General features: G+C 34.1%; 19 protein-coding genes. 13 read left to right on the plus strand and 6 right to left on the minus strand.

The window, feature by feature from the left end:
* Positions 1 to 29 precede the first annotated feature (29 nt).
* The 13 genes from EV145_RS17850 (at position 30) to EV145_RS17910 (ending at position 12,492) form a co-directional block, all read left to right on the plus strand.
* On the plus strand, positions 30 to 560 hold the full coding sequence (locus EV145_RS17850; RefSeq protein WP_243739283.1) for an acyltransferase: 531 nt from the start codon (positions 30 to 32) through the stop codon (positions 558 to 560).
* Positions 561 to 588: 28 nt separating this feature from the next.
* On the plus strand, positions 589 to 1,662 hold the full coding sequence (locus tag EV145_RS17855) for a glycosyltransferase (protein WP_133526551.1): 1,074 nt from the start codon (positions 589 to 591) through the stop codon (positions 1,660 to 1,662).
* 3 nt (positions 1,663 to 1,665) lie between these two features.
* Positions 1,666 to 2,769, plus strand: a complete 1,104-nt coding sequence (locus EV145_RS17860; RefSeq protein WP_133526552.1) for a glycosyltransferase family 4 protein — start codon at positions 1,666 to 1,668, stop codon at positions 2,767 to 2,769.
* A 226-nt stretch (positions 2,770 to 2,995) separates the two neighbouring features.
* Positions 2,996 to 3,322 carry a DapH/DapD/GlmU-related protein gene (locus EV145_RS22685; protein WP_410501078.1) on the plus strand — a complete coding sequence of 109 codons (327 nt, stop codon included), beginning with the start codon at positions 2,996 to 2,998 and terminating at the stop codon, positions 3,320 to 3,322.
* Between the two features lie 106 nt (positions 3,323 to 3,428).
* Positions 3,429 to 4,259, plus strand: coding sequence for a glycosyltransferase family 2 protein (locus tag EV145_RS17870; RefSeq protein WP_133526554.1), 831 nt, complete (start codon positions 3,429 to 3,431; stop codon positions 4,257 to 4,259).
* Complete coding sequence (locus tag EV145_RS17875) at positions 4,256 to 5,200, plus strand: UDP-glucuronic acid decarboxylase family protein (protein WP_208110916.1); 945 nt, start codon at positions 4,256 to 4,258, stop codon at positions 5,198 to 5,200. The genes EV145_RS17870 and EV145_RS17875 overlap by 4 nt, the downstream gene beginning before the upstream one ends.
* A gap of 212 nt (positions 5,201 to 5,412) precedes the next feature.
* The gene (locus EV145_RS17880) at positions 5,413 to 6,162 is read left to right on the plus strand and encodes a glycosyltransferase family 2 protein (RefSeq protein ID WP_133526556.1); all 750 of its coding nucleotides are present in this window, start codon (positions 5,413 to 5,415) and stop codon (positions 6,160 to 6,162) included.
* Positions 6,163 to 6,340: 178 nt separating this feature from the next.
* Positions 6,341 to 7,108: a polysaccharide biosynthesis/export family protein gene (locus EV145_RS17885; RefSeq protein ID WP_133526557.1), complete on the plus strand. Its 768-nt coding sequence runs from the start codon at positions 6,341 to 6,343 to the stop codon at positions 7,106 to 7,108.
* Positions 7,109 to 7,191: 83 nt separating this feature from the next.
* Complete coding sequence (locus tag EV145_RS17890) at positions 7,192 to 9,513, plus strand: GumC family protein (protein ID WP_133526558.1); 2,322 nt, start codon at positions 7,192 to 7,194, stop codon at positions 9,511 to 9,513.
* A 67-nt stretch (positions 9,514 to 9,580) separates the two neighbouring features.
* Positions 9,581 to 10,012, plus strand: a complete 432-nt coding sequence (locus EV145_RS17895) for a VanZ family protein (RefSeq protein ID WP_133526559.1) — start codon at positions 9,581 to 9,583, stop codon at positions 10,010 to 10,012.
* A complete protein-coding gene (locus EV145_RS17900) occupies positions 9,982 to 11,382 on the plus strand; it encodes an exopolysaccharide biosynthesis polyprenyl glycosylphosphotransferase (protein ID WP_133526560.1) in 1,401 nt (466 codons plus the stop codon). Before EV145_RS17895 ends, EV145_RS17900 begins: the two co-directional genes overlap by 31 nt.
* A gap of 18 nt (positions 11,383 to 11,400) precedes the next feature.
* Complete coding sequence (locus EV145_RS17905; RefSeq protein ID WP_133526561.1) at positions 11,401 to 11,604, plus strand: hypothetical protein; 204 nt, start codon at positions 11,401 to 11,403, stop codon at positions 11,602 to 11,604.
* A gap of 438 nt (positions 11,605 to 12,042) precedes the next feature.
* Entirely contained in the window at positions 12,043 to 12,492 is a 450-nt protein-coding gene (locus EV145_RS17910; RefSeq protein WP_133526562.1) for a hypothetical protein, read from the plus strand.
* Positions 12,493 to 13,189: 697 nt separating this feature from the next.
* Here the strand turns inward: EV145_RS17910 and nagB are convergent.
* The 6 genes from nagB to EV145_RS17940 all read right to left on the minus strand — a co-directional run bounded on the left by nagB (position 13,190) and on the right by EV145_RS17940 (position 25,580).
* Positions 13,190 to 15,118, minus strand: a complete 1,929-nt coding sequence (nagB, locus tag EV145_RS17915) for a glucosamine-6-phosphate deaminase (RefSeq protein ID WP_133526563.1) — start codon at positions 15,116 to 15,118, stop codon at positions 13,190 to 13,192.
* A gap of 23 nt (positions 15,119 to 15,141) precedes the next feature.
* Entirely contained in the window at positions 15,142 to 15,936 is a 795-nt protein-coding gene (locus EV145_RS17920; protein ID WP_133526564.1) for a gluconate 5-dehydrogenase, read from the minus strand.
* 32 nt (positions 15,937 to 15,968) lie between these two features.
* Positions 15,969 to 17,099, minus strand: coding sequence for a DUF4861 family protein (locus EV145_RS17925; RefSeq protein WP_133526565.1), 1,131 nt, complete (start codon positions 17,097 to 17,099; stop codon positions 15,969 to 15,971).
* A gap of 252 nt (positions 17,100 to 17,351) precedes the next feature.
* Positions 17,352 to 21,395, minus strand: coding sequence for a two-component regulator propeller domain-containing protein (locus tag EV145_RS17930; protein ID WP_133526566.1), 4,044 nt, complete (start codon positions 21,393 to 21,395; stop codon positions 17,352 to 17,354).
* 95 nt (positions 21,396 to 21,490) lie between these two features.
* Positions 21,491 to 24,226, minus strand: coding sequence for a DUF4962 domain-containing protein (locus EV145_RS17935; RefSeq protein WP_243739284.1), 2,736 nt, complete (start codon positions 24,224 to 24,226; stop codon positions 21,491 to 21,493).
* Positions 24,198 to 25,580, minus strand: coding sequence for a sulfatase (locus EV145_RS17940; protein ID WP_133526567.1), 1,383 nt, complete (start codon positions 25,578 to 25,580; stop codon positions 24,198 to 24,200). The genes EV145_RS17935 and EV145_RS17940 overlap by 29 nt, the downstream gene beginning before the upstream one ends.
* Positions 25,581 to 25,772 lie beyond the last annotated feature (192 nt).

Below are 25,772 nucleotides of genomic sequence, written 5' to 3' on the forward strand. Positions count from 1 at the left end.
TTTCTTGGATTTATCCCAAAAAATTGATCATGAGTTCTAATTCCAATATCGGGCATTTTAATGTAGGCGTAAATTTAGGTTTAATAAAAATTGAACAATATTCCACTATAGCAAGAGGTAACTGGATTACAGGATTTCCGGATGATAGCAATTCTCAACATTTTTCACATCAGCCTGATCGCAAGTCACATTTAATAATTGGACATCATTCTGCCATCACCAAAAATCACCATATCGATTGCACTAATACAATTCAAATTGGGAATTTTGTTACCATTGCAGGTTATGCCAGTCAATTTTTGAGTCATTCTATTAATATTGAATTGAATATTCAAGACAGTCAGCCCATAACAATAGGCGATTATTGTTTTTTAGGAACTGCATCAACTGTTTTGGGGGGAGCAAATTTACCTTCTTACAGTGTTCTTGGTGCAAACTCTTTACTAAACAAAACTTTTACAACTCCATATCGTTTATACGGTGGAAATCCAGCTAAGGAAATCAAAGAGCTTCCAAAGGATTTTAAATATTTTACTAGAGAAGTTGGGTTTGTTATATAATAAGTAATCGTCACAAAATTATCAACCAATGAAAGTAATCCATTACATAGCCAGTATAGATAAAAGTGGTGGAGGAACTACAGAATATATGCGTTTGTTAAGTAACGCATTAAAGGAGGGCACTTCACTTACTATTGCGACAGGAATTTCTAAAGATCCCATAAAGATTGATGGGGTATCAATAAGCTTTTTCGATAATAATATATTTAGATGGTTTTCTTTGATTAGAGAATTTCGTGTTTTCCTTAAAAATGAAAAACCCGATATTGTTCATATTAACGGAATTTGGAGTCCTCAAAACTGGGGTTTTCAAAAAGTTGCGCAAGAGTTAAAAATAAAAGTGCTTTTGTCACCGCACGGTATGTTAGAGTCATGGATTCTGGAGCACAACCCTTTGAAAAAAAAATTAGCACTCCTGTTATTTCAAAATAAAGCCATAAGAAACGTGGATCATATTCATGCAACTGCTCAAATGGAAAAAGACAGTATCAGAAAATTGGATTTCAAAAATAAAATTACAATAGTACCAAACGGTATAGATTTGAGTGAATGTAAAAGTTTCAAAGTGGGTTATGGAAACAAAAAGGTAGTTTTCATTTCGCGAATTCACCCTAAAAAAGGCATTGAAATTTTGTTAGAAGCTTGGCGCAATTGTGATACTAAAAGCTGGACTCTGGAAATTGCCGGCAGCGGAGAGGAGGCTTATACAGCAAAGCTAATTCAGAGTTGCCACGATTTGCAAAATGTACATTTTGTTGGTGCTGTTTATCAGGAAGCCAAATGGAATTTTTTGCGCTCAGCCGATGTCATGGTGTTGCCTACTTATAGTGAAAATTTTGGCCTTGTCGTTGCAGAAGCTTTGGCAGTTGGAATTCCAGTGATTACAACAACAGGAACACCATGGCAAGATTTGGAATCTTATAACTGTGGCTGGTGGATTGATTTATCAGTTGAAAATTTGCAGTCGACTTTAGTAAAGGTTTTTAATACGCCAGTAGACAAATTGCAAGAAATGGGAATTGAAGGTAAAAAACTTGTCAAAGAAAAGTATGATATACAGGTTGTGGGAAAGAAAATGGTTGAATTATATAATACTATTTAAAACATGAAAATAACAATAGTTCAAGGCGCTTTTTTTCCAGTTCCCCCAATATTGGGCGGAGCAGTAGAAAAAATATACTTCAAATTAGGACAGGAGTTTGTCGATTTAGGACATGAGGTAACACACATTAGCAAAACTCATCCATCATTTGTAAATAAAGAAACCATAAATGGAGTATCACATATTCGCGTTAAAGGTTTTTCAACTCCAAAAAGCTTATTAATTTTAAAATTTTATGATTTAATATATACTTTACGAACATTAAAACATATTGATAGTGATATCGTAGTTTCTAATACTTTTTGGCTACCTATTTTTTTTAGAAATAAAACAAAAGGTAAAATTTATGTAAGTGTAGAGAGAAGACCAAAATGGCAAATGAAATTTTACACCAATGTGGGAAAATTTAGAGCTTGTTCTCCACTGATTTTTGATTTAGTTAAAGAAAGACTTAAACCAAAATATCATAACAAAATTTCTTATATCCCGAATCCTGTTCCTTTTCAATTAAAAGATTTTAAAACAGCTAAGACTAATAGTATTTTATTTGTTGGTCGTTTGGACAAAGAAAAAGGAGTTCATATTTTAATAGATGCTTTTAATTCGATTCCAGATTCTATTTCCAAAAATTGGACATTGAATATTGTAGGCCCTTGGGAATTAGCAGAAGGTGGAGGAGGAGAAGCTTATTATGAAAGTTTAAAAAGCAAAAAAGGAAATGTAAATTTTGTAGGCTCAATTTACGATCAAGATGCATTATCTAAATTTTATTTCGAATCTAAAATTTTTTGTTACCCAATACAAGATGGAACTGGAGATGCCGGTCCTGTAGCACCTCGGGAAGCTATGTCTTATGGATGTGCGACCGTTCTCTCTAATCACGATTGTTTTAATGAATATGCATTTGGCGAAGTAAACTGTTTGAAATTTAATCAAAGCAGTAAAAATCAAACCGAAAAACTTTCTAAACAATTGATAAGGCTAATGACTGATTTAGAACTTCGCGAAAGAATTTCTTTAAACGGAAGGAAAGTTTTTGATGATTTTTCGACTTCTAAAATTGCAAAAATGTTTATTGACGACTTTCAAACAGTATTAAATGAATAGCGCCACTATAGAACACAGTCAAAATTCGCCTTATGATTCACCATGGACATTATCGTATCGATTAAAAATGTTGCTTTGGGAATATGCTTGGTTGCTGTTTTGCAGCTGGACACCAAAACCAGCTAATTCTTGGAGATTGTTCTGGCTTAAATTATTTGGATGTACCATTTATGGAAAACCATTTGTACATCAAAGAGCAAGAATTCAAATTCCGTGGAATCTTACAATGCACGATCATTCTTGTCTGGGAGACAGAGCCAATGCCTATACCTTGGGAAAAATAGAAATATTTGAACATGCTACAATAGCACAAGAAGCTTATCTATGTACGGGAACTCATGCTTTTGATAAATCTTCCTTAAATCTGATTACAAGTAAAATTACTATAGAAAAAAATGTTTTTGTAGGCGCCAGAGCTTTTATAATGCCAGGAATAACAGTAAAAGAAAATGCTGTTATTGGATCTGGAAGTCTTGTAACTAAAGATGTTGAGCGAAATGCTATAGTTGGGGGAAATCCTGCAAAATTTATTAAACATAGAGTTATTGCATAATTTCTATTTAAAGACTATTCCTCTTAGTTGTTTTTTATTATCCAAAAATTGTTGATGGCAATTCGATCATCGCAATGTATTCTGTAAAAATTTAAATCTAGAAGTTTTGAGTAAAATTCCAATTTCTGTAATCGTATCAGTCAAAAATGAAGCGCTGAATTTACCATCCTGTTTGGATAAATTAAAGCGATTTGACCAAATAATTGTAGTAGATTCTGGAAGCACAGATGATACCATAATTATAGCCACCGCTCTGGGAGCCGAAGTATTGCAATTTCAATGGAATGGCAAATTTCCTAAAAAGCGAAATTGGGCACTCCAAAATGCTGACATCCGACACGAATGGATTTTGTTTTTGGATGCCGATGAATTTGTTACCGATGAGTTTGTCAGCGAAATAGCAATTAAAACCCAAGACCCTTCCTATAACGGTTTTACCATACACTTTCAAAACTATTTTATGGGCAGAAAACTAAAATACGGTTATGGGTTTAAAAAATCGGCTCTCTTTAGGAAATCTAAAGGCGCTTATGAAAAAATAGAAGAAGATTTGTGGAGTCATCTGGATATGGAAGTACATGAACATCCTATTATTGAAGGCAAAATCGGAATTATAAAAGCAAAAGTGGCTCACAAAGATTTTAAAAATTTAGAACACTATATAGCAAAACACAATGCTTATAGTACTTGGGAAGCACAACGATATTTACAGCTTAAAGAAACCAAGAATGTTCTTTTGTCTATCAATCAAAAAATTAAATATGGACTTCTTAATACAGGATTGCTTCCAGTTGTTTATTTCTTGGGCGCTTACGTTTTAAAATTAGGATTTTTAGACGGGAAAGAAGGATTTTATTTGGCACGTTTTAAGTCACATTACTTTTTTCAAATTCAAACTAAAGTTGATTCAATAAGAAATAATATCGAATTAAAATGAAAAGAATATTGATAACTGGCGGGGCTGGATTTGTAGGTTCGCATTTATGCAAAAGATTATTAAATGAAGGAAATGAAGTAATTTGCCTGGATAATTATTTTACTGGAGCAAAATCCAATATTATTGAACTCATCGATAATCCGTATTTTGAAATGGTTAGACACGATATAACGGAGTCTTATTATGCTGAGGTAGATGAAATTTATAATCTGGCGTGTCCAGCATCTCCTGTGCATTATCAGTACAATCCAATAAAAACAATAAAAACTTCTGTAATGGGAGCTATTAATGTACTTGGGCTGGCAAAACGCGTTAATGCTAAAGTCTTGCAGGCCAGTACCAGTGAAGTCTACGGAGATCCGCTTGTGCATCCGCAGACCGAAAGCTATTGGGGGCATGTAAACCCAATTGGAATTCGTTCTTGTTATGATGAAGGCAAGCGCTGTGCAGAAACGCTGTTTATGGATTATCACAATCAAAATAAGGTTGCCATAAAAATCATCCGAATTTTCAATACTTACGGACCTAATATGAATCCGGTTGATGGAAGAGTGGTTTCTAACTTTATCGTACAAGCCTTGCAAGGAAAAGATATAACCATTTTTGGAGATGGCTTACAAACCCGTTCATTTCAATATATTGACGATTTAATTGAAGGCATGATAAGGATGATGGCTTCAAGTCCGGAGTTTCTTGGTCCTGTGAATTTAGGAAACCCAAACGAATTTACGATGCTCGAACTGGCAGAGGCAATTATTGATCTTATTGGTTCTAAATCAAAAATCATTCATCTGGATCTACCTCAAGACGATCCGAAACAAAGAAAGCCAGATATTTCCCTGGCAAATAATAAACTAGACGGATGGGAACCTAAAATCCAGCTTCGTGAAGGCTTGGTCACAACCATCAATTACTTCGATAAGCTATTACTTAATTCCTAAACCTTTTTTAGCCAAATAAAACAATTTACTATATATAAAAAGCTTTGTCACAGTATTACCACCAATTTTGACAAGCTTCTGTTGTACCTATAAAATACCTCTTATCTACACATAAACAATTTAATCCTACTGTTTTTCTCAGTCTTCTATTATTTGGGAAGCCCTGTTATGATCTATATAATCACATTAACATTTAACCAAAAAAAAATATTATGAGAGTAACTATTATTACGGTATGTTTTAACCGAAAAGAGACCATCGAAAAAACAATAAAAAGTGTATTGAATCAGCAATATAATGATATTGAATATATTATTATTGATGGCAATTCGACAGATGGAACAAAAGATATTATTGAGTCTTATAGAGATAAAATAAGCCAGTATGTTTCAGAACCTGATAAAGGTATGTACGATGCAATAAACAAAGGACTTCAACTAGCAACAGGAGAAGTTATTGGACTAATGCATTCAGACGATGAATTTTATGATAACAGAGTTATTAGCCGAATTGTAAATCACTTAGAATTTGATGAAGATATCGACGGCGTTTACGGTGATGGTGTTTATGTGTCAAATGACCAGCAGGAAAAAATGATTCGAAATAGAATTGGAGGAGCTTTCAATCGTCAAAAAATCAAGATGGGTTGGTTGCCTTTACATCCTACAGTTTATTTAAAAAAATCGGTAATCGATAAAAATGGTGTTTACAACTTAGACTTTAAAATCGCTTCTGATACTGACTTTCTGCTTCGTTATTTATACAAAAACAATATTAAGCTGTGTTACATAAACAACTATATCGTTAAAATGAGAATGGGAGGTATGAGCACAAGTCTTAGATCTGCTTTTGAGGTTTTATATGAAGATTATAAAGTTTATAAATCACACGGTCTCTCTGCCATTTTTACTGTGTTTCTTAAAAAAACCAGTGCTTTAAGACAGTATATGCTTCATTTCTAATAATTAAAAAGAATTCCCAACCACAAAAAAAATCATCAAAAGAAACAAGTTTTAAGTGCCTTCGAATGCTGTTTTGTAATGCAATTTTTAAACAGCTATATAGTAAAGTTGAAGTATTCAAATACCAGCTTAATACACTTTTAAAACCACTAGATTACTAATAAATATTACGATTAAGATGAAAAAAAATCTATTACTGATCATTTTGTTGCCTATATGGATATTCCAGTCTTGTACTACAAGAAAAGAAATGCTGTATTTGCAAGATGTTGATAAATATAACGGTGCAAATTTAAATTATGTGTCCACTAAAATACAGACCAATGATATCTTAAAAATAGAAGTTGGTGATCTTAACCCTGTGGTAGCCGCACCTTTTAATATTAGTTCAGGATCAGCCAGCTCAGAATCTTCAGTAGAAATGATGAAATTATCGGGTTATTTAGTAACACCTAAAGGTTTTGTCATGATGCCAATTTTAAATGAAATTAAAGTAGGTGGTTTAACACCAACAGAAGCTGAAGTCGTTATCAAAAATCGTCTGATAAATGAAGGGTATTTAGTAAATCCAACTGTGCAGGTTCGAGTATTAAATAACAAATTTACCATTTTAGGCGAGGTAAATGCTCCAGGCGTAATTCCTTTTACTGAAGAGTCCATCAGTGTATTGGATGCAATAGGATTGGCAAAAGATTTAACTTATTCGGCAATAAGAAAAGACATAAAACTTATAAGAGAACAAGATGGGAAACGCTTAGTCTATCATATCGATTTGACTACTGCTTACTGGATGTCTAATCCCAATTTAAGAATAAGGCAAAATGATGTTATCGTAGTAACGCCTAATAAGCTAAAAGCAAACAGCGGTGGCTTAATAAAAGACCCATTGCAGGTTTTAGGAATTGCTGCCTCTCTTTTAGCCATTATCTTGCTTATCACTAAATAGCAAGATTTGACAAACTATTAAGTAGTTCAGTATTTGACACAAATTACATGTTATTAATGCCAATATTTCTAAATTAAATTATTATGGATTTAAAAAAAGAGTTTTTAAAGTACTTTCATTACTGGCCATGGTTTTTGCTAAGCTTAATTGTATTTGTGGGAGCCGCTTTTATTTTTATAAAAATAGTGCCGCCAACATATGAGTCATCTGCTTTAATCTTTATTGATAAAAAACAAGAAGATAAATCACCAATGATTACGATTAATGCAAGTCAAAAAAGTGATGAAGATGATTTGGAGGAAGAAATCAGACTAGTGACATCCAATGAGTTTTTGATTAATATAGTAAGAAAGATGAACTTGAGTTTCAGTTATTTTGAAAAAGAATATTCAATTCAAAATAACGTAGTACATGAAGTTCCATTTGTACTAATACCAAAAGTTTCAAATGATCTTTTACCTGTGATTTCTTATGAAATTAAAGTAGATAAAGGTGGATTTATTATTACTCAACCAGAATCTAAAAGCGTTTACACAGTTAAAGGTTATGACGGAAAACAAGTTATAAACGATTTGCCATTTAGAATTCGATTATCATCGAAAGCGGAGAAAAATCCCACTGATTATTTTGAAAGTGAGTATAAAGTAAGTTTAGAACCTACGAGCGTAGCTTTAAAAAATTTAAAGGCGGCACTGGTCGTTTTACCTGATGAAAATTCGAAAGGAACCTTGGAATTAAGTCATACAGGAGTGAGTCCTGATCGTTCCCGAAAAATATTGGCAGAGATTATCTCTTTACTGGATAAAAGTCTTATTCAAAATAAGCAAAAAGTATACAACAATACCGTTACTTATTTAAAGCAAAGAATAAAAAACTTCGCAAAAGAAAAAGATTCGATTGAAAGTATAAAAGAGCAATACATGCAAAATAATGATATAGCTGAATTGCAAACATATGTTGTAGAGGAAACTGCTGACAGAAGCCAGAAAAAAGTAAATTCTATGCTGAATGAAAAGCAGATTGCACTTGCGAACTATGCGATTAATGATGTAAAGAAATCTGGCCCGACGGAATCATTGGGGGCGGATTATAATATAGAGGCACCTGGAATCAAGCAGATGCTTGTGAATTATAACACAAAGCTCATGGACAGTCAATTGATACTAGAAAGAGCACAAAAAAATAATCCTACTTATATCGCTGTAATATCACAACTGAAGATTCAGAAGCAAGAAATTCTTAATGCTTTAGAAGGATATTTAAGTTTTTTGAATCAAGCTGACAGGGTTAATAAAACAGAACAAAGCATTGCCGATTCAAAAGTTAGAAGTATTCCTACCAAAGACAAAGTATTAGGGAATATCAACAGTCATCTTAGTATGAAAGAAGAGACTTATGTTGCTTTATTGCAGAAAAAAGAAGAAGCTGATATGAGTGGTGCCATTGTCGAATCCAACTTAAAAACGTTAAACTTGCCTGAAACGAATTATTCGGCAATTTACCCAAAACCAAAATCATTTATGTTGGGCAGTTTCATGTTTGGAATGCTGCTTCCTTTTGGCATTATATACGGACGCTTGTTCTTAGACACTAAAATCCATAGTGAGGAAGATATTCATAAAATAATAGGTGATATTCCTATTTTGGGACATATTCCTAAAATAAATAATAATGATAAGCTAGACAACTCGGCAACCTCGCGATCTAATATTGCAGAGGCAACACGAGTTTTGGCTTCAAACATATCATACTTATTGCCCAAAAAAGAAGAAAGCAAGGGGAGCGTCATATTATTTACTTCTTCTATTCAGGGAGAAGGAAAATCATTTTGTGCCTTTCATAGTGCAATAACAGCAAGTACGATGAATAAAAAAGTGCTTTTGATTGGTATTGATTTAAGAAATCCCCAGTTGCATGATTATTTTGGAGTCGATAGAAATAAGTTAGGCCTTACGGCTTATTTGGCGAATAAAAGTGACGACTGGAAAGGATTTGTGTACAAAGACATTAAATTTTCTAAAAATCTCGATGTTCTCTTTGCAGGACTGCCACCTCCAAATCCTTCTCAATTGCTTACAAACTCTAATTTCGAAATATTAATTGAAGAGGCAAAAAAGGAGTATGATTTTATAATATTAGATACAGCTCCTGTACAAGTAGTATCTGACACCCTCAATTTTAGTCATTTGGCCGATGTGACAATATTTGTTGCAAAATATGATTATACAGATAAAAACAATTTAGTTGGTGTAAATAATTTTATTAAAAAAAAGCAATTAAAAAATGTAGGTGTTCTTATTAATGGAGTAAACATGAAAACCGCATACGGCTATGGTATGAACTACGGCTATAAATACACCGAAGCAAAAGTAAAAAAACGTTGGTATCAAAGAAAAGCTAGTTAATATCATCTTTAAGCAAATTCATTTTAAGTAATAAAAGAGGTTTTTTGCTGCAATTAAATATTTAAAAATGTTTCATAAAATAGTTCGATTGGTATTGATTTTAGTTATCGGTATTGTTTTTTATTTTTCATGGTTGCCAGACCCAAGTCTTCATAGTGAAAGTTATTTGCCTAGATGGATTTTGAACTGGAGCAACCAAAATTATAATTTACGTACTGCCGTTCCTTTTGTAGTGGTAGGTTTTCTTTTGGAAGCCTATACTAACGACAGAAATTCAAATGAGCCAAATGAGAATAGAAGTCTGAATTTTATACAACTTATTGCAATCGCCGCAATCATTGTATGTATAGCCGAAGGAGGTCAATTTTTTATTAATCGAAGAAGTCCAGATTTTATGGATGTTTTTTATGGAATTACAGGCAGTATATTAGGAATATTGAGTTACCGTTTATTGAAAAAAAATAAAAAATGCGAAACAGACATAAATTCACCTTTATAATTTGCTGTGCTATTACAGATATGATCGCTATGGTACTTGGTACTGTGTTGTTTTTGAATTTTGCAAATCAAGAAAATACAGGTTGGAATGGATTATTTTTAGATAAAATGATTCCCATTACAATTTTAAGCTGGTTGTTTTCGGTTTCCTATTTTCAATTGTACAAAATTGATGTTCTTTTCAATCTAGAGCATTTTTTTCGAAACAGCTGGCGCGCCTTTTTCACACAAAGAGTGCTATGGCACATTTATATTTTCATATTTCAGGATAATGTATTGTACTTTTTTGGAAGTAAGGCCAACTTGTTTCAATTGAGTTTTTTGCTGTTCTATTTTCTGATGTCCAGAATTTTGTTCACTCTCGTGATTGGACAAATAAAAGGATGGGTTTTTAAACGTTATACCGTTGCAATATGGGGATTTAACAAAACTAGTATTGAACTCGCATCACATCTAGAAGCCAATTCCTTTTTTATCCATTTTATAGGAATTCTAAACGAAAATTCGCCAGAAGAATATACCAGCAATGAAGATTTCAGTTTGGCGCTTTATCAATCCATTCACAATGCATCCAAAGAAAATATAAATGAACTATACATTGTATCAAAGCCTGATTTCATTTCAGATTTAAATTATTTTTTCGAGCTGGGAGACAAATATTGCATGCGTTTAAAGTTTATTCCTGATTTTTCATCCATTTCAAAAAAGCATTTTAACTCAAGCCATTTAAATAATTTTCATGTTATAAAACCACGTTTTGAACCACTCCAGAATGCCTACAATCGATTGGTGAAACGAATTTTTGACCTTGCTTTTAGCAGTTTGGTCATTGTATTTGTTTTGTCGTGGTTATATCCATTAGTAGCGATTTTGATAAAGAGACAAAGCAAAGGCCCAGTGTTGTTCAAACAAATGCGAACAGGTAAAAAAAATGAACCATTTTGGTGCTATAAATTTCGCAGCATGTATATAAATGTTGGAGATGAAAGCGAGCAAGCAAAAAAAGAAGATTCCCGTGTTACACCTATTGGAAAATTCCTTCGAAGGACGAGTTTGGATGAGATGCCACAATTTTTTAATGTTTTGATGGGAAAAATGAGTATTGTTGGGCCACGGCCTCACATGCTTAAGCACACCACAGATTATAATGATCATATCAACAATTTTATGGTTCGCCATTTTGTCAAACCCGGAATTACCGGTCTAGCTCAGGTTTCGGGACTTCGTGGAGAAACGAAAAGAGTTGTCGATATGAAACGACGTGTAACTACAGACATACAATATGTACAAAACTGGAGTTTGATTACCGATATTAAAATTTGTTTTTTAACGGTTTTAGTAACCTTAAAAGGAGATAAAAATGCTTTTTAAACGTAAAAAATACAGACTATGGATTTTACAAATTATTTGATAGGTTTGCTTACAGGAGTTTCTGTGACGACCTTTTTTCTTGGAAAAGAATGGTATAAATATTATACTAAATACACGATCCAACAAAAACAATTGGACAGAGTTTTGAAACTGAATGACAAAATTAAAAAAATAAAAACCCTGAATTCCAATGAAACTTCAAATCTGAATGTTGGTATTTAAGCATTGTTTGTTATTTACCTACTGCTAAAAAAGGAATTCAATATTTGATTTTCCTTTATTTTTCCAAAATACATAATTCAAGAGTATCACCTATGTAAACTACATCCCTAAGTTTAAAAGAATTTAAATTTTAATGAGCTCAATACAGTATTGAGCTCATTCCTTTTTTCCACCTACTTTTGTCTGATTACTTTTTCAGAGTTATATAATTTGTTTTAAAGACTTTTTAGCAAATTCGCTAATAGGATTAAAAGAGAGTCTTTCCATTACTTCATACTGATTTCTCCAGTAAACAATTATTAATAGAGGGAGGTTCAGTCTTATGCCGAGATACCAATTCACCACTATTAGAGATCTATCTTTTGGGCTTCATTGTCCTTTAGCTGGCTCAACATAGCGTGGATATACTTCTCCATGGTAATTACTAATTCTTAAGAGATGATAAAAAAAACAATTTTAGTTCGAGACAATAAGGGAACTTTTCTAAGAATGTTTAAGAGAAAGTTTAAAGATGAATTTGAATTTTACGAAGATTCTTTTTTATTGAAAAATAAAACCGTAAACGCTAGTTTTGATTACTCTGTATTTGTGGTATATGACTATTCAGAAGTAGTAGATCTTTTTGAATTAGAGAGCATTAGTACAAATTTTATGATTTGCTTATTTAGCAAGCATCTTTACAATAGTTTATCCCTTATAGAAGAAATAAAAGACTTAATTTTAATAGATGCTTCAAAAAATAAAGGAGAACTTTTTGAAGATTTAAAATTGTATTTTAAAAAATCTTCAAATTTGCTTCCAAAATTAAACGGAAAGAAAATTGCAAAATCAAAAATTTCCAAAAAACAACTCGATATACTTCAAAAAGCGTTGTTTTATTTGACATAAATTATTTAGTTAAACATAGTAAAAAAAAAAAGCTTCAGTGAAATCTGAAGCTTTTTTTTTACATAACATCCAAAAGAAAAAGGAATTAAAAAACGAGTTAAAATATTGTTTATAAGTGTTTTAACTCGTTTGTTAGTTGTTTGTTTTGTCTTATTTTGTCCTGCTATTTTCCGATGCAGAAATTAGCAACCAGTATTTACTGTCCTTTATACATGTCGAGGTACAACAGAGGTACAAAATATGAACATAACATTGCAAAAAATCAACAAATAAACCTTATTTTTTAGTAGAATGTAGAATTTTGTTAAACCGTAATAACATCTTTTTTTAAGAACACATTAATTCAGTGGTTAAAGCAAAATTAGAAAAAATATGTGATTTAGATGTTTGTTTATGTCTTAAATTTAGATTCAGAGAAGGACTCGAACCTTAAGCCCGGAGCCCTTGCCTGTACTACATTTGTCAATTTTTTTAACCATTGTGCCACGATGTTGCCGCAAATTTAAAATGACAATGTTAATTATTTTTTGCCACAGATTAAAAGGATTAAAATGATTTTATAATCTGTGTGTGTTTTTTCGCCGCGAATTGCACGAATTAGCCCGAATTGTAATTAGTGAAAATTAGTGCTGAATATTCTAAGAGCTAAAAAACTTAGCATCTTATCATCTCAGTCCCGAAGCCTCGGGATAGCAACTTAGTAATGCCATCTCACAAAAGCTTCCATCGCAGCGTAAGTTGCCAAACCAAGTTGTTGGTACAAATCTGCTGTTTCTGCATTTCGGTCTTCTGCTCTTTGCCAGAACTCTCTGGCGTCGGTTCCCTGGAAAACTACACCGTCTTTTTGAGATTGGTGTTTGAAGATTCCGTGGCGTTTTGCTAAAACCTGATCCGGGCTCATTGGCACTGCCATTTCCACTTCATCAATTCCCCATTCCTGCCATGCTCCTCTGTATAACCATAACCAGCAATCATCCATAAACGATTTTGGTTTTAGGGCTTTTACAGCTTCAAAAATAGCATCCAGACAAACTTTATGTGTTCCGTGTGGATCTGCCAAATCTCCGGCTGCGTAGATTTGATGTGGTTTTATTTTTTCAATTAAATCAACTGTTAATTGAATATCTTCCGGTCCGATTGGTTTCTTTTCAATAGTTCCGGTTTCATAAAATGGTAATTCCATAAAATGAATCTGATCATCGGTCAATCCAACAAAATGACTTGTTGCCCTTGCTTCTCCTTTTCTGATTAATCCTTTGATGTAACGAACTTCTGGAATGTCAATTTCGCTGTTCTTTTTATTCTCAAGGAAAGTTTGAGCCTTTTTGTAAATATCATCTGCTTCAGGGCTTTTTATTCCGAATTTTTCATTGTAATCAATTACGAATCTTGCAAAACGCAACGCTTCGTCATCCGCTACAGCGATATTTCCCGAAGTTTGATACGCCACATGCACTTCATGTCCCTGCTCCTGCAAACGCATGAAAGTTCCTCCCATACTGATAATATCATCATCCGGATGCGGACTGAAAATCAAGACACGTTTTTTAGCCGGTTCTGCTCTTTCTGGACGGTTTGAATCCTCGGCATTTGGTTTCCCGCCTGGCCAGCCTGTGATTGTATTTTGAAGTTTATTGAAGATTTTGATGTTGATATCATAAGCCGGTCCTGAATCTGCCAATAAATCGCTCATTCCGTGTTCGATATAATCGGCATCAGTCAACATTAAAATTGGTTTTTTAAGCTGAAGCGCCAATCCTAAAACCGCTTTTCTAATTAATTTATCCGTCCAAATTACTTTTTCTACCAACCAAGGTTTGTTGATTCTGGTTAATTTTGAAGAGGCTTCTTTATCTAAAATAAAAACGGCATTATTGTGTTCCTGTAAAAAGGAAGCAGGTACACGATTGGTAACTTCATCTTCTACCGATTTCTTTACAATATTTGATTTTCCTTCTCCCCAAGCCATTAAAATAACTTGTTTTGCTTCCATGATTTTTTTAACTCCAAGCGTAATCGCTGTTCTTGGCGTATTGCTCAATCCGAAGAAATCTTTGCTTGCTGCAACCCTTGTAATATGATCCAATGCCACTAAACGTGTTTTAGAGTTTTGTAGCGAACCCGATTCATTAAAACCAATATGACCGTTTCCTCCAATTCCCAGAATTTGCAAATCGATTCCGCCCAAAGCTTCAATTTTTGCTTCATAATCATGACAATAATCTGCTATTTGTTGTTTTGTTAAAAGTCCATCGGGAACGTGAGCATTTTCAGGTAAAATATCGACATGATCAAACAGCAATTCTTTCATAAAACGAACATAACTATTGATTGAATTGGGTTCCATCGGATAATATTCATCCAGATTAAAACTGATAACGTTCTTAAAACTCAAACCTTCTTCTTTATGCAAACGAACCAGTTCAGCGTACAATCCTTTTGGAGAAGAACCAGTGGCTAGCCCTAATATGCACGATTCGTTATTTTCCTGCTTTGATTTGATAAGTGTTGCGATTTCTTTGGCAACTGCTTTAGATGCATCAATTGAGTTTTCGAAAACTACTGTATTAATGTTTTCAAATCTTTTTTCGAACCCTGTTGCTTTGTCAATTATACTTTTTATCATTTTAATTTCTTTTGAAATTTATACTAATCTTCATTAGATGGTTTTCCGATCGTAGCTAAAATTCCGCCATCAACATAAACAATATGACCGTTTACAAAATCACTTGCTTTTGAACTTAAAAAGATAGCAGCTCCCTGTAAATCATCAGGATCTCCCCAGCGTCCAGCTGGTGTTCTTCCCATAATAAATTCGTTGAACGGATGGCCGTTTACTCTAATTGGTGCAGTTTGGCTTGTAGCAAAATATCCCGGACCAATTCCATTCGTCTGAATATTAAATTTTGCCCATTCGGTTGCCATATTTTTGGTCAGCATTTTTAATCCGCCTTTTGCTGCTGCATAAGCGCTTACCGAATCTCTGCCTAATTCACTCATCATCGAGCACATGTTTATAATTTTTCCACCACCACGTTGAATCATTCCTTTGGCAATGTTTTTAGAAACGATAAAAGGTCCTGTTAAATCTACTTTTATCACGGCTTCAAAATCCGCGACTTCCATTTCTATGATTGGTGTTCTTTTGATGATTCCGGCATTGTTGATCAGAATATCTATTGGGCCAACTTCAGCTTCTATTTTGTTAATTGCTGCAATTACCGCGCTTTCATCGGTTACATCAAATAGATATCCGTACGCTTCAATTCCTTCCGATTTATATTCTGCAATAGCATTATTTACTGCTTCCTGTGAGGAATGATCGTTGACTACAATTTTTGCTCCTGCATGTCCAAGTCCTTTGGCCATTGCCATTCCTAATCCATGAACTCCTCCTGTAATAAGAGCAGTTTTCCCTGTTAAATCAAATAAATTAATTGACATTTTTTTAGTTTATAGTTAATAATTGGTTGGTATTATTTTATGTTTACGATTAACGGATTGTTTATTTGCTGTTGAAAATTATTCAAATAGTCAAACCATTGTTTTGCATTGGTAATTTTTCCTGCTTTATCCCAGGCGGCACCTGAATAATAGACAATAGGTTCGTTGGTTTTAATTGTAGTTTTGGCTAGTATTTGTTCTTTATTAGCCCACATAGTGCTTACAGGGGTAGTTAAGATTGATCCCACAGCGGTAGTACCGTCATTGTCAAAAGTTGGTTCCCAATAACCTAGAATACCTTGTTGTTCATTTAACAATATCACTCCAGGTTTCTCTCTTCTGATGATTCCAACAACAACCTCCAGAGGGTTATTGTCGTCGAAACTATAAACGTTTTCAATGCGGTTGAGTTGAGAACCAGCATCTATAGAAATTGTTTTTACTGCTGTAACTTTTATGCCACCTGCATTCCAGCTATCAAATGTTAATTCAAAAGTAGAACGCAGCGGACCATTGTCCAACACTTTCCATTGATGATAATTGCCAGAATAACGAATTGTATCTTTTACAAACGGAGCCATATTTCCGGCACCCAATGTATAACCAACATGATAATAATCTAATCCGTTGCCATGGTCTAAGTGATAGTCATTACGTTTATAGCGTTCATTTAACACCAATTTATCGGTTCGTTTTACCCATACATCAAAACCGTACGCATCACCTTCTGTTTTTTCTAAAGCTTTACCATAAGCCCTAAAAGCAATTTTATCGTTTTCCCAGGCAAAATCGTCAAGACGCTCCGGTACATAACGTGCATAAGTTTTCGCAGTAAATGTTTCCGGTTTCCCTTTTTGGACGATGAGGTTTAAAGAGGATTTCGCCTTAATATCTATATGAACTAACAAGTTTTGAATAGCAGCGTTTCCATGATGTTCCAACTGATACGGAACTTGTTTTTTTGTATTGGCGTTGATTACTACAAAATTCAATGTATCTATATTTGAATAGGAGGAAAGTACAGTTGCCCATTTTATAGCAACAACAGTTTCCTTTCGGTCGAGAGCCGAATTATTCTGAATAGTTACTGTCGCTTTTGTTTGCGCATTAGTAGAAAATGGTAAACTTAATGCAAGTACAAAAAGGATTTTAAATCTTTTCATAAGGTATTTTAATTCGTAAGTGTTGTACTGTTTGATTTTTATTTTAAAATAATCGCTCAATTAAGGCATGATTTGGGCTTCTCACTCCAAAATGAATATTTCATTTGGGTAAGACAATGATTTTCAAAATTGAAATTTGTAATTGATTTAAGGGCTGATTAAAAGGCTTGCTTTAGCTGATTTCTAACTCGATAGAAATGGGATTGTAGTATTCTTTTTTTTTGCATTGTATATTAGTTTTTGTTGTTTCAATTATTCTTTTTCTTCTTCTAGTTTGGCTAAATATTCACTTGGCATACATCCATAATGTTGTTTGAATGCTGTCGAAAAATACGATGGTGAATTAAATCCGCACATATAGGTTATTTGTGCAATTGTATAACGTTTACTCTGCATTAATTCAACCGCCTTTTTAAATCGGATTCTCTTTATAAAATCCATGGCAGATTCGCCTGTAATGGCTTTTAGTTTTAAGTAAAGATTAGAGCGGCTCATTCCGATCTCTTTACTAAACTGGTCTACGGAAAATTCAGAATCTGCCAGATGCTCTTCAACAATTTGGATCGCTTGTTTTAGAAATTCTTCATCAAGCACGTTAAACGCGATATTTTCAGGTACCATTTCTTTACCAACTGAATAATACTCTTTTAATCGTTTACGGGAACGCAACAAATTTGTGATTTTCGCTGCCAGCAAAGGAGTCGAAAACGGTTTTGTAATATAATCGTCAGCGCCCATTTCCAATCCTTTTATTTGCTGGCTGGTTTCTGTTCGCGCTGTTAAAAGCATTAAAGGAATATGTGAAGTATTGATGTTTTGCTTTACTTTTTTACAAAAATGCAATCCATCCAATTCCGGCATCATCACGTCGCTGATAATAAGATCAAAGGGTTTAATTTCTAAGAGATCCAAAGCCATCTGACCGTCAAAAGCCACCGTAACATCATATATTTTGTTGAAATAATCCTGCAGATAATCCAGAATTTCTTTATTATCGTCTACAATTAAAAGCTTGATTGGCTGATCTCTTTCGATTACTTCATTTTCTTCCGGTAACAAAGCATCGTCTGTTTCAAGTTCATTATCAGATATAATAGATAAATCATAAGCTGATTCCTCAACATGATGATCGTTTTTATAAACCTGATCAGACATTGGAATCGTTACCGTAAAAATACTTCCTTTCTGCATTGTACTTTCTGCGGTAATTTCACCATGATGCAATTCGACCAAACGTTTTGTGAAAGCCAATCCAACACCGGAACCCAAATTCATCTCGCGATTGTTTACCTGATAGAAACGGTCGAAAACCTTAGACAAATCTTCCTCGCTAATTCCGACCCCCGTGTCGGCTACCTTAATTTGTACTTTATCATTTTTCTTAATCAACTCAACATATATTGTCTGACCAGCTTTGGTGTATTTAAAAGCATTTGACAAAAGATTAAACAGAATTTTTTCCATTGCGTCTTTATCAAAATAGAATAACAAGTGCGGTTCTTCGGCATGATATGTATAATGAATACTGTTTTTCTCTGAAAGTGGTTTAAAGGACTCGAAAATTTCATGTGTAAAATTCACTATATCACCTTTACCAACTTTAAGTTGTCGAGTTCCCATTTCGGTTTTTCTAAACTCAAATAATTGATCCACTAGGTTGTAAAGTCTTTTGGAGTTAATGAACATTAATTCGTGTTTCTTTTTAAATGTTTTGTCGATAAAAGGCATTTTTAATAACTCTTCTAAAGGAGCTAAAATCAGTGTTAAAGGAGTTCTTAATTCATGAGAAACATTGGTAAAAAAGTCCATTTTTACCTGATTGATGTAGTTCGCTCTTTCTTTATCAATTCGTTCCAATTTTAATTGTTGAACGGCTTTAATTCTTTCTTTTATGATTCTGTAACCGATGTAAGCCGCTGTGCCAATAATAGTTAATAACAGTAATGAGAACCAGATTGTTTTATACCAGGGTGCCAGAATGATAATTTTTAAGGTTCGAACAGCACTCATTTCACCATTAGGTCCAATGGCTTTGATTTGGAAATTGTATTTCCCTGCGGATAAATTACTATAGCTAACTTTTAGTTCGTCAGTACGTTGCCAGTCTTTATCTATTCCATCTAATTTGTAATAATAATAGGTTCGATTAGACGAAATATAATTAAAAGTGTTAAAAAAGATGCTAAACTGTTTGTATTCTGGTCCAATTTCTAACTCATTTGATTGGTCGATGTGTTCTTCCAGAATATCAGTTTCATCACCAACAGCAACAGTTTTATTTAATACTTCAAGGGCTGTAAAGCTAAGTTTCAATGGAAGTGGCTGCTGTTTTACCATTGAAGGATAGAAGTAAGAAAGACCTTTAATTCCACCAAAAAGCAGCATGCCGTCTTTTGCTTTATAAAAAGAATAATCGTTGAATTGCTTATTTTGCAAACCATCACTTTCATCAAATGTTTGTACAGAACCTTTGTCAGGGTTGAATTTAATTAAACCACCGTTGGTAGAAATCCATAAACTTCCATCATCATCGGGTATAATTCCATAAATGGTTTCTTTGACGAAATCTTTTCTGGCATCAAAACTTATGAAAGATTCCTGAGTTTCATCATATAATCGTAAACCTTCCCTAGTTCCAATCCAGATTCTGTGTTTTTGATCTTCAGTAATACAATTTACGATATCGTCACTAAGTTTGCCATGTCCAATGTTTCCAAACAAAAGAGTATCCGGATAAAAAAGCGTTACTCCATTTGTGGTTCCAATCCAGATTCGGTGTTTGCTATCTTCAAACAAAAATGTAATATCATCAGAAGCCAGACGCTTGCCTGCTTTATCAAGATGAATATGTGTAAAGGTCTTAGTTTCCGGATGGAACTGATCGAGTCCTGATCTGGTTCCGACCCAAATACGACCGTTAGAATCTTTTAATATGCTATAAACCAGATCGCCGGCAATGGTGTTGGGATTATTCTCATCATGACGAAAATGCTGCACAGAACCTGTATTTGGATTGAGTAAATTAAGCCCCCCATTGTGAGTTCCAATCAATACATTTCCGCTATCATCAAATGCAATGGCTTTGATATTATTTGAACTTAAGCTATTAGGATTATTTTCGCTATTTGAAAAATAACTAATTGTGTTCGCTTTTTTATTCCAATAGTTTATGCCTTTGTCATTGCTTCCAATCCAGAAATTACCTTTTGAATCTTGCTTGATAACCCCAATAACTTCATCATTTAAAGATGGTTTTCCTGAGTTTTGGCTTAGAAGATTAAATTTAATATCGCTTTTATGATAATAATTTAAACCGCCATAATAAGTTCCTAACCAAATTCCGTTTTGTTTGTCTTTAAAAAAGCAACGAACTGAGTTTTGACTAATCGTGTAAGGCTGCGATATTTGGTGATAATAATTGCTGAAAGACTTTGTATCTGGGTTAAAAATACTAAGGCCTCTAAAAGTTCCAAGCCAAATATTTCCGTCGGTATCTTTGCCCACACATCTGATATTATTATCTGCAATACTATTTGTTCCTGAGCTGTGTAACAGAGAAGTCGTTTGACCATTTTTAGCATCAAAACGAATTACACCATATCCTTCAGTTGCAACCCATAGCGTTTTTTTATCTATATAAACATCATTGATATAAGGCTTTTTCACACCCAAATCAATTTTAATCAATTGATGATTATTGGGGTTTAATTTAAAAAGGCCAACATCTGTTCCTAAAATAATTTGTTTTTGCCAAAGACCGATGTAAGCAATTTTCTTAATTTCATGAGAAGAAGCGTTAAACTTGATTGTGGTAAAATTTTGGGCTTCCGGAACAAGAACAAAAACTTCACCAGTGATAGAAGTAGCCCAGATTTTATGCATACTATCTTCTGATATAGATGAAATATACCATTCGCCAATACTTCGCGGAAGTTTGTAATTTGTAAAACTGTCTGTGTTATAATTGTAAACACTAATTCCTTGATTTCCACCAACCCATAATTGCCCTTTATGATCTGTAAACAAGCTACGGATGTAATACGATTGTAAGCTGTTTTTAATATTTTTGATTGGTCGATATACTTTAAAACCTTTACTGTCATAACGATTTAGTCCGTCCTGAGTTCCAATCCAGATAAAACCCAGAGTATCTTGCTGGATTGCGAAGACAGAACTTTGCGACAAGCCTTTATCGACCGAAATATTACGAAAATACCGGTCCTGAACTTGCGCATAACTCTTCGTTGAGAAAAGAATTATGGACAAAAGCGCCAAAAGAGCAATCGTTTTCTTCATGAAAGTTTAAATTATAAATTATTTTGTTTGTGTTTAATCTCTTATTATCAGATTAATTCAGCTCTAATTTAGAGAAAAAGTAAACATCTTGTTTCTTAATTCTTATCATATTTAGCAACGTCCGGCAGTTCATCAACAGCTTCTTGTTCGTTTACTTTTGAACCATCCATTTCTAATAATACTGAACTACCTTTAATTTTAGGAATATAATTTTTACCTTGAAAATTAATAGATAAATCGCCATAACTAAATACTGATTTAACTGTTTTATCTGAAACCTGCAATGAGACAGGTTTTTCTCCATCCAATTGCGCTTTTATTTCCCAGTTTCCTACTTGCAAATGAGATAAACCGTTTTTATTCGAAACCGTTTTAATCACTTCTGTTTTGCCATCTTTGATTTGGATAATCGTTAAATATCGGAATTTTTGTTTTGCTTCAGAGGTGATTCCGGCATGCCATTGGTCTTTAAATTCTTTGATCTGACCTTCGTCATTCGTTACCTTGTTCCAGTTTACTGCAGGTTCAAAGAATTTGTTGTGAACCACCATTTTTAGTGGACTATTAGCAAAAACACTCGCTGTTACATTTCCTAAATCAGTTTTTACAATGAAATTTTGCTGTTTGGCATTCGCCGAATTTTCTGCTTCAATTGTATAATAAGGACAGTGGAATTGAGTAGTCCATTTTACCGGAGTTTTCGCTTCTAATTCATCATAAAGCACAATATAGCCACCCTCTAATTGCAGCATATGCCTGCGGTACAAAGTCACTCCTGAATCTCCGTAACCATTTGCTTTGCTTGGTACAACATTGATTTGTTTGAATCTGTCCAGCCAGAAATCACTTTTAATTTCGCCATAAGCATTGCTCGCATCACCCAAAGCATATTGGATGTGTTTGCCAGAGATAGCTCTCGGAATCCAGCCATAACCTTCTTCTCCAATTTTTTGATTTAAGCTATCGGCCAAAATCGTATTGTACGCTTTTGATGTTCTATAATACAAAAGATTGTGTTTGTCGCTAAAATTGCTGTAATAACCAGTTCCGCCAAAGATTACTTTTCCTTTATAATTGATAGTAAAAGCATTTTGCGAAGCATGACCATGGCCTGAAGAACCAAACGGACTACTGAACAAATAACTGCTTAAGGTTTTATTGGCATTAGCCAAATCTTCGTGCATGGCTACAACTCCTACATCTCCAAATTTGCGGGTTTTAGGTAAGTTCGAAGGAGAAGAGGCAGGTAAATTTCTATTTGGTTTATAGTTCAGTAATCTGAAAAATAAGAAATCGTCGGTACCGTGGTAATAAGCTGGATATTCTTTTTTTATACCTTCAACATACCAGTTTAAATACGGATTGTTCATTTTGTAAGTAAGTGCATCTGCAAACCAGGCTTCACCCTTTACGATGTAGGGAATATTTTCCCACATATCACCAATAGCAGTACTTGCAGCACCGTTTGGATGGGTATATAACATATAATATGGAAGGTTTTCCATCCATGGTAATTTGAAATAATCGACGCCACTAAAATCACCAAACATTTGTGACAAGTATATAATCGATTTAAAATTTACCCTGAAATAGCCATTACCTTCATGCCACCCGCCGTCTGTTGTTCCCAATACAGGAAAGCGTGCTGACCAAACTTCATACATATAAGTAAGCCATTCTTTGGCTTCGGGAACATCATTGATTACAGCTACTGTTGCAATTGCTAAGTTGCGTAAGGTGATTTGCCAAACGTGATTATCACTTACATGCAGTTCAAAACGATTCGGTAGATGATCATAAACTCTTCGAGCTCTAATGGTAATGATGTTTTTGAATATTCCTTTTTCTTCTGGCGTTAAAAATTCATATCCTGCATCATAAAACCAACCAAGCGCTTCAAGTACAGCGCCGCTTGTAAAATCGTCGCCAGTTGCTAATCCGTCCGGATTCATATTGGCAATATTTAAGGCTCTACGTTTGGCATCCAAAATAAAACGTTTGTCTTTCGTTAATTGATAAGCGATACATAAATTACGAACCGGATTACCAACAGCATCACCAAAACCATGATACATTCTTTCGACTATAATTTTTTTCTCTAGCTTAGTTTTTCCTGTTGTATCAATAACTCGTTGTGGTTGCTCGGTTGGAAGAGGAGCAAGCATTAACTTTTCCGCGAAAGCGATAAATTTTTTAGCTTCCGGATTTTCCAGATTATTGCGATAAAAGTCTTCGCCAATACGGTTCATGTCCCATAAAAGAGGATGTGAACCTTCGTTTCTTTTGAGAACTTCAGTTATTAGCGGAGATACTTTTTGATCAGCATATTTTGCATCGACCACAAAATCGTAAACGGATGACCATGTCCATTGATTACTGCCTTTTAAAGCGCAAGCATATTTCCAGTACCATTTTCCAGATTTTAGTGCCTGATGCAACGGATAAACCGCCCAACGCTGTTCAGAACTAGTAAGCAAATCTTTAGTAAAATTTGTATCGCTTGCCAACATTATTTTATAGCGGACATTGCCAATGTTGGGATCTTCAGGAACTTCACTACCACTTTCCATGGGTTTTATCATTTCCTTACCATTTGTTGCTGGCCAAAGCAGGGCAGGAGCATTGGTTGGCACAGTAATTCCGTTTACTGGATAAGGCCATTCACGCACTCTTGAATGTAGCTTTTCTGCAGTCAGTTTTATTGTAGCAGAAGTTTGCTGACCGAAAGTATGAAGCGTTATAATGGATAAGAATAAGACAAATATTTTTTTATTGATCATGATATTTTTTCTTTTAATCGGATTATAATCCTGAATTGAATTTGTCTCCATTGTGTTTGCACCATTGTTTTAGATAACGACGCATGGCTATTAATTCTTTGTTGTAAGATCTGTTTACCGCCAGATTTGTCATTTCGCCCGGATCTGTTGTTAAATTGAAAAGCTGTTCTTTTAGTTCGCCTTTATTGTAAACGATGTATTTATAATCTTTTGTAATTACGGCGCGTCCACTTATGTTTAAGAGTTCTTCGTTATCGGCAAAATCAGTTTCGATGACCAAAGTATCCCGTAGTTTTTCTTGGGGATTTTCTATTTTTTTGCTAATGTCAATTCCTTTTAAATTAGCTGGTTTTGCAACTCCGGTAAAACCGCAAATAGTTGGAATGATATCTGTTCCGTTGCAAACTAACAAATCGTCAGTTCTTGGTTTCCATTCGCCGATTTTCGAAATGATGAAAGGTATTCTGGCCGCTTCTTCGTATAAAATTTGCTTCTGGTTCCAACTGTGCCCTGCATAACCGTCACCATGATCTGCAGTAAAAATGATAATGGTTTTTTTTTCGATACCATACTTTTTAAGCGATGCCAGTACCATTTCTATATAGCTGTCTACTTTTTCAACTAATCGGTTATAAGCCCAACGATATTGACGCCATTTTTCAGGGCTGTAATTTACGGAAGGATAGGTGCGCAGGCCAACTGTTTTTTGCTGATCGCGAACAATTTTAGGTTCATTAGCAGGAATCTGCCAATTGGCAGGCAGTGCCGGACATTGATCTGGAGGCGGTGCATCTTTTAAAACATCCATTTTTAAATCTTCATCGCGTGCCCATTCGCAAATATCATGCGGATTTAAAAAAGAAGCTACAAGAAGAAAAGGGGTATTTTTATTTTCTTTAATAAATCGAGCGCAAAAAGAAGGCGTCGCTGCATCATTATAATCCAGAAAATTGGTATTTTCAATGAATTCAAAACCATGTTGGCTTTCTTTGGTAGCAGGAACAGGTAAATGCCATTTGCCTACATAACCAGTTTTGTAACCTCCGTTTTGAAAAATTTTCCCCATCATTAGGAGATCTTCCGGCCATTGACCGTCTTTTTCTGGTGCATTGCCAATAAAACCTGTTTCAAAAGGCATTTTTCCACTCATTATGGCAGAACGCGATGGCGAACATAATGGCTGCGCACAATAAGCTTTTGTAAAACGAACTCCGTTTTGTGCCAGTTTATCCATTGCAGGTGTATGCAAATCTTTGTTACCGGCAATACTCATGGCATCAGCAGTTTGCTGATCGGTCATGATTATAAGGATATTAGGACGAGAATTGGTTTGTGCACTGGTTAATAACGGAGTATTAAATAAGCTCAACAGACACAAAATCAATATGTTTTTTTGAAACATCATAGCTACCTAATTTTAATAAATTGTTTTCGGTTGGGTAAAGGATATAAATTCAAAACGAATGTAATCATCAATATTTTTGTAGAGTTTTGAATTTGTTCAAAATGATATTAATTTTAGCTAAAACCTTTAATAACGGTTGATTTGAGCGCTATTATTCAAGTATTTAAAGTAATAGATTTATAATTGATAAAA

Origin of the sequence: Flavobacterium sp. 245 (assembly GCF_004362055.1) — a bacterium.
GTDB lineage: Bacteria > Bacteroidota > Bacteroidia > Flavobacteriales > Flavobacteriaceae > Flavobacterium.

What these genes read in the sequence shown, in the direction of transcription:
- EV145_RS17925 (WP_133526565.1), bottom strand. Translation starts at nt 17,099, where the DNA reads ATGAAAAGATTTAAAATCCTTTTTGTACTTGCATTAAGTTTACCATTT.
- EV145_RS17935 (WP_243739284.1), bottom strand. Translation starts at nt 24,226, where the DNA reads ATGGAGACAAATTCAATTCAGGATTATAATCCGATTAAAAGAAAAAAT.
- EV145_RS17895 (WP_133526559.1), top strand. Translation starts at nt 9,581, where the DNA reads ATGTTTCATAAAATAGTTCGATTGGTATTGATTTTAGTTATCGGTATT.
- EV145_RS17855 (WP_133526551.1), top strand. Translation starts at nt 589, where the DNA reads ATGAAAGTAATCCATTACATAGCCAGTATAGATAAAAGTGGTGGAGGA.
- EV145_RS17860 (WP_133526552.1), top strand. Translation starts at nt 1,666, where the DNA reads ATGAAAATAACAATAGTTCAAGGCGCTTTTTTTCCAGTTCCCCCAATA.
- EV145_RS17910 (WP_133526562.1), top strand. Translation starts at nt 12,043, where the DNA reads ATGATAAAAAAAACAATTTTAGTTCGAGACAATAAGGGAACTTTTCTA.
- EV145_RS17875 (WP_208110916.1), top strand. Translation starts at nt 4,256, where the DNA reads ATGAAAAGAATATTGATAACTGGCGGGGCTGGATTTGTAGGTTCGCAT.
- EV145_RS17900 (WP_133526560.1), top strand. Translation starts at nt 9,982, where the DNA reads ATGCGAAACAGACATAAATTCACCTTTATAATTTGCTGTGCTATTACA.
- EV145_RS22685 (WP_410501078.1), top strand. Translation starts at nt 2,996, where the DNA reads ATGCACGATCATTCTTGTCTGGGAGACAGAGCCAATGCCTATACCTTG.
- nagB (WP_133526563.1), bottom strand. Translation starts at nt 15,118, where the DNA reads ATGATAAAAAGTATAATTGACAAAGCAACAGGGTTCGAAAAAAGATTT.
- EV145_RS17890 (WP_133526558.1), top strand. Translation starts at nt 7,192, where the DNA reads ATGGATTTAAAAAAAGAGTTTTTAAAGTACTTTCATTACTGGCCATGG.
- EV145_RS17885 (WP_133526557.1), top strand. Translation starts at nt 6,341, where the DNA reads ATGAAAAAAAATCTATTACTGATCATTTTGTTGCCTATATGGATATTC.
- EV145_RS17920 (WP_133526564.1), bottom strand. Translation starts at nt 15,936, where the DNA reads ATGTCAATTAATTTATTTGATTTAACAGGGAAAACTGCTCTTATTACA.
- EV145_RS17850 (WP_243739283.1), top strand. Translation starts at nt 30, where the DNA reads ATGAGTTCTAATTCCAATATCGGGCATTTTAATGTAGGCGTAAATTTA.
- EV145_RS17940 (WP_133526567.1), bottom strand. Translation starts at nt 25,580, where the DNA reads ATGATGTTTCAAAAAAACATATTGATTTTGTGTCTGTTGAGCTTATTT.
- EV145_RS17880 (WP_133526556.1), top strand. Translation starts at nt 5,413, where the DNA reads ATGAGAGTAACTATTATTACGGTATGTTTTAACCGAAAAGAGACCATC.
- EV145_RS17905 (WP_133526561.1), top strand. Translation starts at nt 11,401, where the DNA reads ATGGATTTTACAAATTATTTGATAGGTTTGCTTACAGGAGTTTCTGTG.
- EV145_RS17930 (WP_133526566.1), bottom strand. Translation starts at nt 21,395, where the DNA reads ATGAAGAAAACGATTGCTCTTTTGGCGCTTTTGTCCATAATTCTTTTC.